General features: G+C 63.2%; 14 protein-coding genes. 10 read left to right on the plus strand and 4 right to left on the minus strand.

Annotation, left to right across the window (positions count from 1 at the left end):
- The first annotated feature begins 4 nt into the window (after window positions 1-4).
- From BSY16_RS17950 to apnL, 8 genes are all read left to right on the plus strand, one after another.
- Complete coding sequence (locus tag BSY16_RS17950; RefSeq protein ID WP_069060926.1) at window positions 5-1,681, plus strand: glycerol-3-phosphate dehydrogenase/oxidase; 1,677 nt, start codon at window positions 5-7, stop codon at window positions 1,679-1,681.
- Window positions 1,682-1,914: 233 nt separating this feature from the next.
- Window positions 1,915-2,742, plus strand: coding sequence for a phosphogluconate dehydrogenase C-terminal domain-containing protein (locus BSY16_RS17955; protein WP_069060927.1), 828 nt, complete (start codon window positions 1,915-1,917; stop codon window positions 2,740-2,742).
- Window positions 2,743-2,863: 121 nt separating this feature from the next.
- A complete protein-coding gene (locus tag BSY16_RS17960) occupies window positions 2,864-3,805 on the plus strand; it encodes a D-ribose ABC transporter substrate-binding protein (RefSeq protein WP_069060928.1) in 942 nt (313 codons plus the stop codon).
- Between the two features lie 70 nt (window positions 3,806-3,875).
- The gene (locus BSY16_RS17965; RefSeq protein WP_069060929.1) at window positions 3,876-4,514 is read left to right on the plus strand and encodes a DUF2291 family protein; all 639 of its coding nucleotides are present in this window, start codon (window positions 3,876-3,878) and stop codon (window positions 4,512-4,514) included.
- A gap of 2 nt (window positions 4,515-4,516) precedes the next feature.
- A complete protein-coding gene (locus BSY16_RS17970) occupies window positions 4,517-6,061 on the plus strand; it encodes a sugar ABC transporter ATP-binding protein (RefSeq protein ID WP_069060930.1) in 1,545 nt (514 codons plus the stop codon).
- A complete protein-coding gene (locus tag BSY16_RS17975) occupies window positions 6,061-7,128 on the plus strand; it encodes an ABC transporter permease (RefSeq protein WP_069060931.1) in 1,068 nt (355 codons plus the stop codon). Before BSY16_RS17970 ends, BSY16_RS17975 begins: the two co-directional genes overlap by 1 nt.
- A gap of 2 nt (window positions 7,129-7,130) precedes the next feature.
- Window positions 7,131-8,165, plus strand: a complete 1,035-nt coding sequence (locus tag BSY16_RS17980) for a Gfo/Idh/MocA family protein (RefSeq protein ID WP_069060932.1) — start codon at window positions 7,131-7,133, stop codon at window positions 8,163-8,165.
- On the plus strand, window positions 8,162-10,030 hold the full coding sequence (gene apnL / locus BSY16_RS17985; RefSeq protein ID WP_069060933.1) for a D-apionate lactonase: 1,869 nt from the start codon (window positions 8,162-8,164) through the stop codon (window positions 10,028-10,030). The genes BSY16_RS17980 and apnL overlap by 4 nt, the downstream gene beginning before the upstream one ends.
- A 3-nt stretch (window positions 10,031-10,033) precedes the next feature.
- Here the strand turns inward: apnL and BSY16_RS17990 are convergent, their stop codons facing one another.
- Window positions 10,034-10,750: a transcriptional regulator NanR gene (locus tag BSY16_RS17990; RefSeq protein WP_069060934.1), complete on the minus strand. Its 717-nt coding sequence runs from the start codon at window positions 10,748-10,750 to the stop codon at window positions 10,034-10,036.
- A 148-nt stretch (window positions 10,751-10,898) separates the two neighbouring features.
- Between BSY16_RS17990 and oiaX the strand changes: the two genes are divergently transcribed.
- Together oiaX and BSY16_RS18000 are read left to right on the plus strand one after the other, a co-directional pair.
- Entirely contained in the window at window positions 10,899-12,155 is a 1,257-nt protein-coding gene (gene oiaX / locus BSY16_RS17995) for a 3-oxo-isoapionate-4-phosphate decarboxylase OiaX (RefSeq protein ID WP_069060935.1), read from the plus strand.
- A 3-nt stretch (window positions 12,156-12,158) separates the two neighbouring features.
- Complete coding sequence (locus BSY16_RS18000) at window positions 12,159-13,454, plus strand: four-carbon acid sugar kinase family protein (RefSeq protein WP_069060936.1); 1,296 nt, start codon at window positions 12,159-12,161, stop codon at window positions 13,452-13,454.
- 21 nt (window positions 13,455-13,475) lie between these two features.
- Here the strand turns inward: BSY16_RS18000 and BSY16_RS18005 are convergent, their stop codons facing one another.
- From BSY16_RS18005 to BSY16_RS18015, 3 genes are read right to left on the minus strand one after another with little or no spacing between them, the layout of a single operon-like run.
- Window positions 13,476-14,255 (minus strand): anti-sigma factor family protein, encoded by a 780-nt coding sequence (locus BSY16_RS18005; protein WP_069060937.1) that lies wholly within the window; start codon window positions 14,253-14,255, stop codon window positions 13,476-13,478.
- Entirely contained in the window at window positions 14,252-14,818 is a 567-nt protein-coding gene (locus BSY16_RS18010; RefSeq protein WP_069060938.1) for an RNA polymerase sigma factor, read from the minus strand. Before BSY16_RS18010 ends, BSY16_RS18005 begins: the two co-directional genes overlap by 4 nt.
- Window positions 14,802-15,176 (minus strand): COG4315 family predicted lipoprotein, encoded by a 375-nt coding sequence (locus BSY16_RS18015; protein WP_069060939.1) that lies wholly within the window; start codon window positions 15,174-15,176, stop codon window positions 14,802-14,804. The genes BSY16_RS18010 and BSY16_RS18015 overlap by 17 nt, the downstream gene beginning before the upstream one ends.
- Window positions 15,177-15,190: the final 14 nt, after the last annotated feature.

Consider the following 15,190-nt stretch of genomic DNA (forward strand, 5'->3'; position numbering starts at 1 on the left):
TCTCATGACGAACACAACAGCCGGCACGGTCGAGACCTTCGACGTGATCATCCTCGGCGCGGGCATCAACGGGGCCGGGCTCTTTCGGGATCTCTGCCTCCAGGGTTTGAAATGCCTGATCGTCGACAAGGCCGATTTCGGCTCAGGCACGAGCGCCGCCCCCTCGCGCCTCATCCATGGTGGCATCAAGTATCTGGAGACGGGGGAACTGGGCCTCGTCGCGCAGTCGACGCTGGAGCGCAATCTGCTGCTGCGCAACGCGCCGCATTGCGTCGAGCCCCTGCCGACTTTCATTCCTTCCTTCTCGCTGATGAAGGGGGCCTTTGCGGCATTCCGCACACTGCTCGGCTCGACGACCGCGCCGCGCAGCCGCGGTGCCGTGCTGATCAAGATCGGCCTTGCGCTCTACGATCTCTACGGCGCACGGCATCGCGTCATGCCAAAACATCAGTTCTTCTTTCGCCGCAAGGCGCTGGAGGAAATGCCGGAAATCACGCCGCGTATCGTTGCCGGCGGCATCTACTATGACGCCAAGATCAGCCGGCCGGAACGGCTGGTCTGGGAACTGGTGCGGGATGGCCTTGATGCCAGCCCGGACGCCCGCGCGATGAATGACACGACGCTGCTCGGGCAGGAGGAAGGCGTGCTGCGGCTTCGCGATCCGCGCGGCACGGAACGGCTGGTGCGCGCGGCCACCGTCGTGAACGGTGCGGGTCCCTGGATCGATCACGTCAATGCGACGCTTGGCGTTCCCGGAAAACTGATCGGTGGCACGAAGGGATCGCATATCCTCCTCAGGCACCCCGATCTCGTCAAAAGCCTCAAGGGCCGGATGATCTATTTCGAGGCCGATGACGGGCGTATCTGCCTGGTCTACGATTTCCTCGGTCTCGCGCTGGTTGGCTCGACGGATACCAAGGCCGACAATCCCGAGACGGTGCGCTGCGAGGAGGAGGAGATCGACTATTTCCTTGCCAGCCTGCGGTCTCTCCTGCCCAAGCTGGACTTCGGCCGTGAGCAGATCGTCTATGCCTATAGCGGCATCCGGCCTCTGCCGGCGTCGGACGCCAGCAATCCCGGCCTGATCAGCCGCGACCATTCGGCACCCGTGGCGGAACCTGCCGAGAGGCGACCGTTTTCCGTCATCTCGCTGGTCGGCGGCAAGTGGACCACCTTCCGCGGTTTCGCCGAGGAGGTCGCCGATACGATCCTCGCGCGCATGGGCCGTCCGCGCAAGATCAGCACGCAGATGCTGCCGATCGGCGGCGGGCGCGACTTCCCGGTGGATGATGTCGCGCGGCGCGCCTGGGTTGCCGGGCGATCCGCGAAAAGCGGCCTGCCTGCCGCGATGGTCGATGCTTTGCTCGGCCGTTACGGCACAACCGCCGATGCGGTGCTGGCCCATATCGGCGGGGAGGGCGGCGCTGTGCCGCTCGCCCATGTGGATGGTTACAGCAAGGCGGAAATCGACTGGATCGCGCGCAGCGAAATGGTCGAACATCTCGCTGATATCGTCATGCGGCGAACGACGCTTGCCATCGAAGGGCGGCTCAGCGTCGCCGGACTGGACGAGATCGCAACCGTCGCCGCGTCTGCCCTAGGCTGGGATGAACGCCGGCGGGCGGAGGAGCTTGCGACCGTTACCGAACACCTGACCGCCTTCAACCGCGTCAGCCTTTGACATCCCATGCATGCGTAAAGCGCGTGCCCTTGAGCCGGCCGTCGAGAGACGGTCGGCTTTTTCTTTGGGCCGTCGGAATGAAAAGCTGGATCTGCCATGTCACTTATTCTGAGAGATAGTTATTGACTTGTTATACCAGTTGAGAAATATAGGCCCACGCCGGGTGACCGGTGGAAGAAATTTCGGCTGGACAGGATTTTGGATCCGGCCGCTCGCATTCAGGGAGGTCTTCGATGACATCGATCGCGCTGTTCGGTGCCGGTGGCAAAATGGGCTATCGGCTCGCCAAGAATCTCAAGGGTTCGCGCTTTGATGTCCGGCATATCGAAGTGAGCGATGTCGGCAAGGCGCGCCTTGCCGACGATCTCGGGCTCTCCTGCGTGTCCGCTGATGAAGGCCTCGATGGCGCTGATGTCGTCATTCTCGCGGTTCCGGATACGGCGATCGGCAAGGTCGCAGCCGGCATTGCCGACAAGCTGAAGCCGGGCACCATGGTGGTGGCACTCGATGCCGCCGCCCCCTTCGCCGGCCACTTGCCGGAACGCGCGGACCTCACCTATTTCGTCACGCACCCCTGCCACCCGCCGATCTTCAACGACGAGACCGACCCGACCGCCAAGCGCGATTTCTTCGGCGGCGTCGCGGCCAAGCAGCACATCGTGTCCGCGCTGATGCAAGGTCCTGAAGAGGCCTATGCGCTCGGCGAGGAGATCGCCAAGGTCATCTGGGCACCGGTCATGCGCTCGCACCGCGTTACCGTTGAGCAGATGGCGCTGCTGGAGCCGGGCTTGTCCGAGACAGTCTGTGCCTCGCTGCTCGTCGTGATGCGCGAAGCCATGGATGAATGTGTGCGCCGCGGCGTTGCCAAGGAAGCCGCCCGCGACTTCCTGCTCGGCCACATGAACGTGCTCGGCGCGGTGATCTTCGAGGAGACGCCGGGCGTCTTTTCCGACGCCTGCAACAAGGCGATCGAGTTCGGCAAGCCCGTGCTCATGAAGGACGACTGGAAGCGTGTGTTCGAGCCTGCGGAAATCGCAGCCAGCATCCAGCGTATCACCTGATTTCCGGCGGGCCTGGCCCACCGCGGCCGGCGTCACGCGCCGGCTAAAGATCGCACCGGGGCGGCCATTTTCAATGGAGGGATGGCTGCTGGAATTCGGTGCCTAACCGGGAGGAGAAACTATGAACATTACCCGCAGACTGATCACCGTCGGCTTTGCCGCCGTCATGGCCGCAAGCGTTGCCATGCCGTCTTTCGCGGCCGACCTCATCGCCATCATCACGCCAAGCCACGACAATCCGTTCTTCAAGGCGGAAGCTGTCGGTGCCGAAGCCAAGGCCAAGGAACTCGGCTACGAGACGCTGGTTCTGGTGCATGACGACGACGCCAACAAGCAGTCGCAGCTGATCGACACCGCCATCGGCCGCGGCGCCAAGGCGATCATCCTCGACAATGCCGGCTCGGAAGCCTCGATCGCCGCCGTGCAGAAGGCCAAGGATGCGGGCATTCCCTCCTTCCTGATCGACCGTGAAATCAACGCCACGGGCGTCGCCGTCTCGCAGATCGTCTCGAACAACTACCAGGGCGCCCAGCTCGGTGCCGAAGAGTTCGTCAAGCTGATGGGCGAGAAAGGCAACTATGTCGAGCTGCTCGGCCGAGAAGCCGATCTCAATGCGGGCATCCGCTCCAAGGGCTACCACGACGTCATGGACGAATATCCTGACATGAAGATGGTCGCCCAGCAGTCGGCCAACTGGAGCCAGACGGAAGGCTACTCCAAGATGGAGACCATCCTTCAGGCGAACCCGGACATCCAAGGCGTAATCGCCGGCAACGACACGATGGCCATGGGCGCGATTGCAGCCCTTCAGGCTGCCGGCCGCAAGGACGTCATCGTCGTCGGCTTCGACGGGTCGAACGACGTGCGCGACTCCATCAAGGCAGGCGGCATCAAGGCGACCGTCATGCAGCCGGCCTATGCCCAGGCCCAGCTCGCCGTCACCCAGGCGCATGAGTACATCACGACCGGCAAGGCGCCGGCCGAGGAAAAGCAGCTCATGGACTGCGTGCTCATCACCGCGGAAAATGCCGGCAAGCTCGAGACCTTCGCGCTCTCCGAATAATCCTTTCCGCGATGGCGCGAGGCGGGGTGCGGTCCCGCCTCGCGTTTTCTGTTTGTGACGGAGAATGGGAATGCTGAGGTTCAACGCTGCCTGTATACTCGTGCTTGCGGGCGCACTCGCGCTCGGCGGCTGCAAGTTCGTCAAGACAGAGGACGAGCAGAAACAGGCGGCGGCAGGCGCCTTCAACCCCGACAAGCTGGTCGCCGACATATGGGACGCCAAGGTCGTGCCCTATCTCGAGGAGCGCGGTGGCGCCTTCCAGGACGTCTCGGCGCTTGCGGCAAGCGATTTGAACGCGGCCGCTGAAAAATACGGCCACAAGGAAAAGCAGGGCAACGCGCCCTGGACCTTCGCTGCCAAGATTGACGGCGTGATCGTCGGCGAAGAGACCAAGTCCCGTGCCGGTTACGTCGATGTGGATGTCGATGGCGACAAAAAGGCCGACGTGCGCGTCTCGATCGGCCCGGCGATCCGCGGTACGGCGCTGCGCGACAGTCTGAAATTCGTGAACTTCAACGAGTTCAAGAACCAGATCGAATGGGCGCAGTACGGCAAGTCGTTCAACACCTATGTGAACGGTGCGCTGCTGGAGAAACTGTCGCGCGAAGGCCTGACCGGCAAGACGATCAAGGCGACCGGCGCCTATCCGTTTCCCGCCAAGGGCCAGCTGCCGCAGTTCGTGCCGGCCACCATCACCGTGGGAGGCTGACGATGGCCGAACAGGACGATGGCGACGTCATTCTCGAACTCAAGGACATCACGAAGGCCTATTCGGGCATCGTGGCGCTGAAGAAGGCGGATCTGAAACTTCGGCGCGGTGCGGTGAACGTGCTCGTCGGCGAAAACGGCGCCGGCAAATCCACCATGATGCGCATCATCGCTGGCGTCGAGCGGCCGACGCTCGGCGAGATCTGGATGGATGGCGAACGTATTCATCTCAACAGCCCGGCGGATGCGGTGCGGCACGGCATCGGTATCGTTTTCCAGGAGCTGAACCTCTTCGGCAATCTCTCTGTCGCCGAGAACATCTTTGCCACCCGCGAGATCACCCGCGGCCTGCGCGGTATCGACCACAAGGCCCAGGTGGAGAAGGCCAACGAATTCCTGAACCGTCTCGAGGCCGGCATTTCCGCCGATACGCTGGCGGAAGACCTGCCGATCGGCCAGCAGCAGCTTGTCGAGATCGCCCGCGCCGTCTCGCTCGACACGCGTATCCTCATCATGGACGAGCCCACCTCGGCGCTGAGCGCTGCCGAAGTCGACGTGCTGTTCCGCGTCATCGCGGACCTCAAGGCGCGCGGCGTCGCCATCGTCTATATCTCGCACCGGCTGGAAGAGCTGATGCGCATCGGCGACTATATTACCGTGCTGAAGGACGGGCAGATCACGGGCCATGCCATGGTCAAGGACATCGACACGCGCTGGATCGTGCGCTCCATGATCGGCTCGGATGCCAAGGACTTTGCCAAGCAGGTCGATCATGCGCCGGGCGAGGAAGTCTTTCGCACGGAAGATATCTGCCTGCCGCGCGCGCAGGGCGGCTATGCGGTCGATCATGTCTCGATCGGCGTGCGCAAGGGAGAGATCCTCGGCATCTACGGCCTGATGGGCGCGGGGCGTTCCGAGCTCTTCGAATGCATCATGGGCCGGCACGAGCACTACACGGGAAAAATCTTCGTCGAGGGCGAGGAGCTGAAGGGGCGTGACACGACCCGGCGCATCCGCGAGGGCCTTGCATTGATCCCGGAGGACCGCCAGCGCGAAGGGCTCGTGCAGTCCATGTCGATTGCCGACAACCTGTCCATGGCAAGCCTCGGCCAGTTCCTGAAAGCCGGCTTCCATATTGACCTGAAGCTGGAGAAGGCGGCGATCCTTGAGGCGATCCGCAATCTTTCCATCAAGGCGAAGAACCCGGATTTCGACGTCACCTCCATGTCGGGCGGCAACCAGCAGAAGGTCGTCATCGGCAAGGCGCTGATGACGGGGCCGAAGGTGCTGCTGATGGACGAGCCCAGCCGCGGCATCGACGTCGGCGCCAAGGCGGACGTCTTCCGCACCATGCGGCGCTTGGCAGGCGAGGGCCTCGCCATCCTGTTTTCCACCTCGGACCTCGAAGAGGTCATGGCGCTGTCCGATCGCATTGCGGTGATGAGCAACGGACGGCTGGTGACGGTCGTCGACCGCAAGGACGCCACCGAAGAGATGATCGTCTCGGCCTCCGCAGAGGGACATAAAACCAAAAGGATGCATGCGTGATGACGACAGCAACGCAAACTGCCGCCGCCGGCAACCACCTCTCCACCGGAGCCGCCCTGCTGACGCTGATGAAGCTTCGAACCTTCATCGCGCTCTTTGCGGTGATCATCTTCTTCTCGATCTTCGCGCCGAATTTCCTGTCGACCGCCAACATGATCCTGATGTCGAAGCATGCGACGCAGAATGCGTTTCTGGCAATCGGCATGACCTTCGTCATCATCACCGGCGGCATCGACCTGTCCGTCGGCTCGATCGTCGGCCTCTGCGGCATGATCGCAGGCGGGCTCATCATGTACGGCGTCGCGCTGCCGCTGGGCTACACGGTCTATTTCAACATCGTCGAAGTGGCTGTTATCGTGATGGTCGTCGGCATCCTGATCGGCGCGGTCAACGGCCTGCTGATTACCCGGCTAAACGTTGCCCCCTTCATCGCGACGCTCGGCACGCTCTATGTGGCGCGCGGCATGGCGCTGCTTTATTCGGACGGCCAGACGCTGCCCAACCTCACAGGGCGCGAAGACCTCGGCAACCAGGGTTTTTCGTATCTCGGTTCCGGCTCTATCCTCGGGCTGCCGGTCTCGGTCTGGATCCTTATCGTCGTCGCGCTGGGGGCCGCCTATTTCGCCCGCTTCGTGCCGCTCGGCCGGCATATCTTTGCGGTCGGTGGCAATGAGCGCGCGTCCCGCATGTCGGGTATCCGCGTCAACCGCGTAAAAATGTTCGTCTACATGTTTTCCGGCTTCTGCGCGGCGATCGTCGGCCTCATCATCTCCTCGGAGCTGATGGCCTCGCACCCAGCGACCGGCACAAATCTCGAACTCAACGCCATTGCAGCAGCCGTTCTCGGTGGTACATCCATGTCGGGCGGGCGCGGCACGATTGGCGGCACGATTATCGGCGCCTTCGTGATCGGAATTCTCTCGGACGGGTTGGTGATGATGGGTGTGAGTTCGTTCTGGCAGATGGTGATCAAGGGCCTTGTCATCATCGTCGCCGTTGTTGTCGACCAGGCGCAGCGCCGCTTGCAGCAGCGCGTTACCCTGATGCAGATGGCAAAGGCAGGCTGAATATGGCGCAGGTAAAGGGTGCGCTGATCGGCTGCGGCTTCTTCGCTGTCAACCAGATGCATGGCTGGCAGGATTTGGCCAATGTGGAGATCGTGGCGATCTGCGATCGTGATCCGGAACGGCTGGCGATCGTCGGCGACCAGTTCGGCGTAGCGCGGCGTTATCACTCGGCGGACGACATGTTTGCCGTTGGCGGCTTTGATTTCGTCGATATCGCAACGACGGTCGGCAGCCACCGCGCACTGGTTGAGCTTGCCGCCAGCCACAAGGTTCCGGCGATCTGCCAGAAACCGTTTGCGCCGACGCTGGCCGATGCCCAGGCGATGGTTGCCGCGGCCGATGAGGCCGGCATTCCGCTGATGATCCACGAGAATTTTCGCTGGCAGACGCCGATCCTCGCGGTGAAGGCGGTGCTGGACAGCGGCGCGATCGGCACGCCCTTCTGGGGCCGCGTCTCCTTCCGCTCCGGTTTCGATGTCTTCTCGGGCCAACCCTATCTCGCCAAAGGCAAGCGCTTCATCATCGAAGACCTCGGCATCCATTCTCTCGACATCGCCCGCTTCCTGTTCGGCGACGCCAGCCGCATGACTGCCCGCACGCGCCGCATCAATCCGGACATTGCCGGCGAAGACGTGGCGACCATGCTGCTCGACCATGACAACGGCATCACCTCGATCGTCGATGTCAGCTATGCGACGAAGTTGCCGGAGGAACCGTTCCCGGAAACGTTTGTCGAGATTGATGGCAGCGCGGGCACCCTCAGGCTCGGCAAGGACTACAAGCTGATCGTCCATGGGCCTGATGGCACGACGGAAAGCATCGTCGCGCCGACCCTGCTGCCCTGGGCCTCGCGCCCATGGCACAATATCCAGGAGAGTGTGGCCCTTATCCAGAAACACTGGATCGAGCGGTTGACGTCCGGTCAGGCGCCGGATACGTCGGGCCGCGACAATCTGAAAACCTTTGCCCTCGTCGAAGCCGCCTACTTGAGCGCCGAGCGTGGGGAGACCATTTCGCTGGGGGACCTGCTGGGATGAGCGAGGACCTGCTGCGGCTCTACGGCACAGGCGAACGTGAACCGGAAAGCCGGACACTCGCTGTGGGCGATCTCAGTGTGGAGCTTCAGGACGGCAACCTTCGCACCCTGCGTTTCCGCGGACACGAGGTTCTGCGGGTCATCGCCTTTCTCGTGCGCGACAAGGATTGGGGCACATGCAGCGCCACGATCGCCGATCTGGCCGTCGCGGAAACGGGACTGGGCTTTACCGTTACTTACAACGCTCGCTTCACCGCACCCTCGGGCGCCAATCTCGATTGCGCCATCGCGATTTCGGGCACGGCAAAAACCGTTACGTTCTCTGCTCATTGTGTCAGCGATGCCGATTTCGAAACGGCCCGAGCCGGCTTCGTCGTGCTGCACCCGGTCGTCGGCGTTGCGGGAGAGCCTGTCGAGGTCCGGCATGGCGACGGCAGCACCGAACGGTCGCACTGGCCAAAAGAGATCGATCCATGGCAGCCGTTCAAGGACATCGTCGCGATCACCCATCAGGTCGCGCCCGGCATTGCGGCGATGACGGCCTTCGGTGGTGACATCTTCGAGATGGAGGACCAGCGCAACTGGACCGATGGTTCCTATAAGACCTATGTGCGTCCTCTGGCGCTGCCATGGCCCTATCGCGTGGCGAAAAACGAGCCTTTCAGCCAGACGGTCGCCGTTGAAATTCGGGCGGAAGACGATGCTGCACGCGCTGCCGATGCATCTGACACCATCACCCTGCAAGTGGTGCCGACGGGCTTCCGTTTTCCTGAAATCGGTGTCGGTCTGCGTTCGGAATGCCTTGCGCAGGAGCTGGCCGCGCTCGAAACCCTGAAAACCATCGGTGCACGGCACCTGATCGGCCATTTCGATCCGGGGGCGGGGCATGGCCTTGCTGCGCTGAAGGGCTACGCGGAGATCGCGGAAAAATCCGGGCTCCGGATGACGCTGGAACTTGCCGTACCGTGCAAGCGTCCGCTGCAGGAGGAAATGGCCGGGTTCGCAGCGCTTGTGCAGGAGGCCGGCCTGACGTTCGACACGCTGTTCGTCTGCCCCTCGGTCGATCGCCAATCGACGCCACCCGGAAGCTCGTGGCCGGAATGCCCGCCACTGGAGGAAGTCTATGCCGCCGCGCGCGCTGCTTTTCCCGGTGTGCGGCTCGGCGGTGGCATGATGAGCTATTTCACTGAACTCAACCGCAAGCGCGTGCCGGCGGACCGCATCGATTATGTCAGCCATTGCACCAATCCAATCGTGCATGCGGCCGATGATCTGTCCGTCATGCAGACGTTTGAAGCGCTGCGCCATGTCGTCAGCTCGACCCGCGCGATCTATGGCGACAAGCCCTACCGCATCGGCCCGTCGACGATCGCCATGCGGCAGAACCCCTACGGCAGTGCGACGAAGGACAACTCGGCGGGCCGGCGCATTCCCATGGCCAATGTCGATCCGCGGCACAACGGCCAGTTCGGCGCGGCATGGACGCTGGCTTACGCCGCAACGGTCGTCCCTGCCGGGCTGGAGATGCTGACACTGTCGACGCTTGCCGGTCCCTACGGCCTGGTCGCAGGGGAGGGCGAGGCAACGGTACAAGGCGATTTGCGGCCGCTCGTGCATGTTCTGGCGCGCCTTGGCATCTTGGCAGGCGAGGCAGTGCATGCCGTCGAGACGTCTCGCCCGGATGCGTTGCTTGGGCTCGCTTCCAAGGAGCGCTTGCTTTTGGCGAACATCACCGCGAAACCGCAGGTGGCCGCCTTGTCCCAACCGCCGCGCAGGGTCTCGCTGATCGGGGCAGAGAGTGTCGATTTGCCGTCGAAGGAGCAGATCGTCGTGCCGCCCTATGGCAGCGTCGAGATCGTGCTCTGAACCCTACGTCCGCTCCTTGAGGGCATAGAGCGCGCGGGAGCGTTCGAGATGTTTGATCATCGCCTTTTCCGCGAGGTCGGCATTGCCCTTCTCGATCGTGCGGATGATTTCCGCGTGTTCGGCGAGCGTAAAGTTTTCGCGGCCCGTCCAGATGAGCATTTCCGTATGATAGGACTTCAGCCAGCCCAGCATTGCACCGCTGACCGCGGCGAAGATCGGATTACCGGAAATCTGCGCGATATACTGGTGGAACTCCATGTCGGCCTCGATGAAGGCATCCGCATCGCCAAGGCTCTGCCTCTGCTTGTCGAGCAGGGCGTTGAGTTGGGTGATGTGCTCCGGCGTCGCCCTGGCGGCCGCTTCCCGGATCATGCCGCGTTCGAAGAAGATACGGGCGCTCTTCAGATGCTCCAGCGAGTCGGACGACCCGGAGAGCATCATCTTGGCTGGGAGATCGACCTGCCGGAAGATGGATTCGGCGGTGATGCGCAGCACCTTGGCGCGCTCGCCCTGCGAAATCTCGACCAGGCCCTTTCCGGCAAGCGCCTGCATCGCCTCGCGGATCGCCGGGCGGCCGACGCCGTAGCGCTCCATCAGCTCGCGTTCGGAGGGCATGTCGTCCCCCGCCTTCAGCTCGCCGGTTTCGATCATGTGCTTCAGCCGTGCGAAGACTTCGTCGGAGAGTTTTTTGCGGACGATCGGTTCGGAAACGACGTTCATGGGTCACCTGATTTCGACAGGTTGGAATATGCACCAAGTTGGTTCGCCGCAACAGCTTTTGCGGCAATCGGCTTGCAATAACATAAATACTCATTATACCAGTTGACGAAAGCAAACAAGCACGCGCCTGCGCTCGGGAGGAAAAACCGTGATCCGTCTGACCTATCGGATAGAGACCCCCGGTTCGGTGGAAGCGATGGCGACGAAGATCGCCAGCGACCAGTCGACCGGCACCTTCGTGGCCTTGCCCGGTGAGACGGAAGAATTGAAGGCGCGGGTGGCGGCGCGTGTCGTCGCGATCCGCCCGCTGCCGCCGACCGATCGTGCCTCGTTTCCGGAGGAGGCGGGCGGTGCGACGCTGTTCAATCGGGCCGATGTCGATATCGAATTCCCGATGGATGCCGTTGGTACCGATCTTTCCGCGCTGATGACCATCGCGATCGGCGGCGTCTTTTCCATCAAGGGCATGACGGGCATCCGCATCGTCGACATGAAGCTGCCGCAGGAATTTGCCGCCGCCCATCTGGGTCCGCAGTTCGGCGTGCCGGGCAGTTTCGCGCTGACCGGCGTGAAGGACCGTCCGATCATCGGCACCATCGTCAAGCCGGCGCTTGGTCTCAGGCCGCATGAGACGGCCGAGATGGTCGGCGAACTGATCGAAGCGGGCGTCGATTTCATCAAGGACGACGAAAAACTGATGAGCCCGGCCTATTCACCGCTCAAGGACCGGGTGGCGGCGATCATGCCGAAAATCTTCGATCACGAGCAGAAGACCGGCAAGAAGGTCATGTACGCCTTCGGCATCAGCCATGCCGACCCGGACGAAATGATGCGCAACCACGATCTGGTGGCCGCGGCGGGCGGCAATTGCGCCGTCGTCAACATCAACTCGATTGGTTTCGGTGGCATCGCCTTCCTGCGCAAGCGCTCCAGTCTCGTGCTGCATGCCCATCGCAACGGCTGGGATGTCTTAACGCGTCATGCCGGCTTCGGCTTCGAATTCTCCGTCTGGCAGCAGTTCTGGCGCTTGCTTGGCGTCGACCAATTCCAGATCAATGGCATTCGCGTGAAATACTGGGAGCCGGACGAGAGCTTCGTGCGCTCCTACAAGGCGGTTACCACGCCGCTCTTCTTTGAAGGCGACGTCGCGCTGCCGGTGATCGGTTCCGGCCAGTGGGGCGGGCAGGCGCCTGATACGATTGCGGCAACGGGTGGCTCAACCGACCTGCTCTATCTCTGCGGTGGCGGCATTGTCAGCCATCCCGGTGGGCCGGGTGCGGGTGTGAAGGCGGTCAGGCAGGCCTGGGAGGCGGCGGTTGCGGGCATCCCGCTCGAGACCTATGCGAAGGACCATGCCGAGCTTGCGCAATCCATCGAAAAATTTGCCGATGGCAGGGCGGCCTAAGCCATGACGCGCCCGCTGATCAGCTACTATGGCGACGATTTCACCGGCTCGACCGACGTCATGGAGGCGCTTGCCTCGAACGGGGTGGAAACCGTGCTGTTCCTGAACATGCCCGACGAAGCGCTCGTGTCGCGGTTCTCCGATGCACGCGCCTTCGGTCTTGCCGGTACCAGCCGCAGCGAGACACCGGAATGGATGGACGTGCACCTCCGCGCGGCTTTCGGCTGGCTGAAGATGCTTGATGCCGAGCTTTGCCACTACAAGGTCTGCTCCACCTTCGATTCCGCGCCGCATGTCGGCAATATCGGTCGCGCCATCGAGATCGGGCGGGCGGTTTTTGGCGAGACGGCCGTGCCGCTCATTATCGGTGCACCGCAAATTCGTCGCTACACGGCGTTCGGAGACCTCTTTGCCGCCTACCAGGGGCGCAACTACAGGATCGACCGTCATCCAGTCATGTCCCGCCATCCCGTTACGCCGATGGATGAGGCCAATCTACTGATGCATCTGGCGCGGCAGACGAACCTGTCGTCCGCGCTTATCGACATGGTCGCCCTGTCCGGTCGGCCGGAACCCGAGGCGGCCGATATCCTGCTGATCGACGTGCTCGACGCGGCGACGCAGGCCGCTGCCGGCGCTTTGCTGTGGAACGATTTGCGCCAGAAAAGCCGCTTCGTCTGCGGCTCGTCCGGTGTGGAGTATGCGTTGATCCCGGCATGGCAGGCCGAGGGACTGATCGGCGAAAAGCCGGTTTTTGCCGAGGCCGGTTCGGTCGACCGCATCGCCGTCGTCTCAGGCAGCGTTTCACCCACGACGGAACGGCAGATCCGTCATGCGCTCGACGATGGCTTTGGCGGCGTGACGCTCGATCCGCTGCTGCTGTCCGGTGACAGCGGCGCGGCGGCGATGGACGCGGCGGTCGAGGATGGCCTCAAGATGCTGGAGAGCGGGCGGAGTGTCCTGCTGTACACGGCGCTCGGCCCTTCGGCGGATCGGGGCGGTGAACTCGACATATCCGCTCGCCACCGCCTTGGCCGGGCGCTTGGCCGCATCCAGCGCGAACTCGTTGCGCGCGCCGGCCTTTCCCGCGCCGTGGTGGCAGGGGGGGACACGTCAAGCCATGCACTGGGCGAGATGGGCATTGCCGCGCTGACGTTGAAAATGCCGCTGCCGCAGACACCGGGCTCGCCGCTCTGCATCGCGCATGGCGGTGCGCTGGATGGTTTGCAGATCGCGCTGAAGGGCGGCCAGGTCGGCGGAGACGACTATTTTTCAATGATCCGGGCCGGCCGCGCCTGATCGGGCCCGACCAGGCAGATCCTATGTCGGAAACTGCCGGTAACATTCTTCGGCGATCTGCTGGAGAAGCGTGCGCGGAATGTCGCCGGTCACCGCGTAGCCGAGATCGCCATCGATCCAGTAGAAGGTCTCGACGCCGCCCGTGGAGGCGAAGCGGAAGCTCGTCGTCCGGTTCTCCCCATTGCGGCCAACGAGGACCGTGACCCGGCGCCCGGCGTCGTTTTCAAACATGAACATCGCGCCCGGCTTGTCTGCGACCGGCAGAAGGCGGCCACCGATCAGCTTGAAGCCGATCGATTGCAGGTTCGGCACCTTGAGGTCGGTGATATCGAGGCGTTTTCCAAGCCATTTGGCCAGATGCGCCTCCTGGTCGGCGAAAACCTCGACCGGATGGCGGACCTCGCTTGCATAGATCAGATAGGCATTGCGCGCCTCGTGCGGCAGCGCGTCCATGGCCGTCAGCGCCGGTGCCTTGAAGACCATCGGTGCGAAATGGCCTGCAAGACCACCGAGCATGAAGATGAGCGCCGCCGCTGCTGCCATGGCAAGCCGGCGCGGCGTGACGGATTTCGCCGCTGTCGACGGGCCGGCAATCAACTCGACATCGGAGGGGCGGGAAACGGAATAGGCGGCGAAGGCGTTCTTCAGGCCTTCGTTCTGGGCCTGCCAGTCGGCCATCACGCGCGCCGCCTCGGGGTTGTCTGTGAGATGGTCTTCCACGCGCTTGCGATCGGCCTCATCGAGGAAGCCGTCGGCATAGGCGTGCAGGTCCGCTTCGGAAACGGGTCGGCTCTCGCTCATCGGGGGCTCCGCAGGTGAATGACGTTTTCCTCCTGCAGCTGCTGGCGCAGCATCTGGCGGGCGCGCGACAGGCGCGACATGACGGTGCCGATGGGAACGTCCATGATGTCGGCGACCTCCTGATAGGAATGGCCTTCCACGGCGACAAGCATCAGCACGGCGCGTGCCTCCTTCGGCAGGATTTCGAGGGCCTGGACGAGCCGGTTGCGCTCCAGCGGATCCGATACGGCAATGGGGGCCGCGGTGGTTTCCGCAGCCTCTATACCGACCGAGGGGCGCCGCGCGAGGGCGCGGCGGGTGTTGAGATGCAGATTGGTCATGATCCGATAGGCCCAGGAACGGATATTCGCGCCGCGCCACTGCGCCCTGTGGGTGAGCGCCTTCTCGACGCAGTCCTGCAACAGGTCCTCGCTATCGGCATCCGAACGGGTCAGGCTGCGCGAATAACGTCGGAGCTGCGGCAGGAGCGCCAGAATTTCGGCGTCGAAGGACAGGGGCGGGGAGGCGGGGCCTTCCCGTCCGCCGCCCTCGCCCGAGCCGTGCGGGTCAGGGCTTCGCGACATCCCAAACGCCGTTCACGCCATCGCCGGTCGCATCGCCTTCCTTGGTGTCCTTGATCCAGTAGTAGAGCGGCATGCCGTCCTTGGCCCATTGTTTCGCCCCGTCCTTGCGGGTGACGAGGGAATATGCACCCTCTGCCTTCGCATCGGAAGCGGCGATCGCCGGCGGCCAGTTCGTGGCGCATTTGTCGTAGCAGTTGGAGGTGCCGGCCTCGTCCTTCTTGAAGGTATAGAGGGTCATGCCCTTCTCGCCGGCGAGCACCTCGCCCTTGTCGGTCTTGACGGTCGTGAACGGTTCGGCGGCGAAGGCCGTGCCTGCCAGGGCGGCAACGGCGAATGGCACGAGGATGAGAAACTTCATGGTCGTCTCCTGTC

It is taken from the genome of Sinorhizobium sp. RAC02 (genome assembly GCF_001713395.1).
Taxonomy (GTDB): Bacteria; Pseudomonadota; Alphaproteobacteria; order Rhizobiales; family Rhizobiaceae; genus Shinella.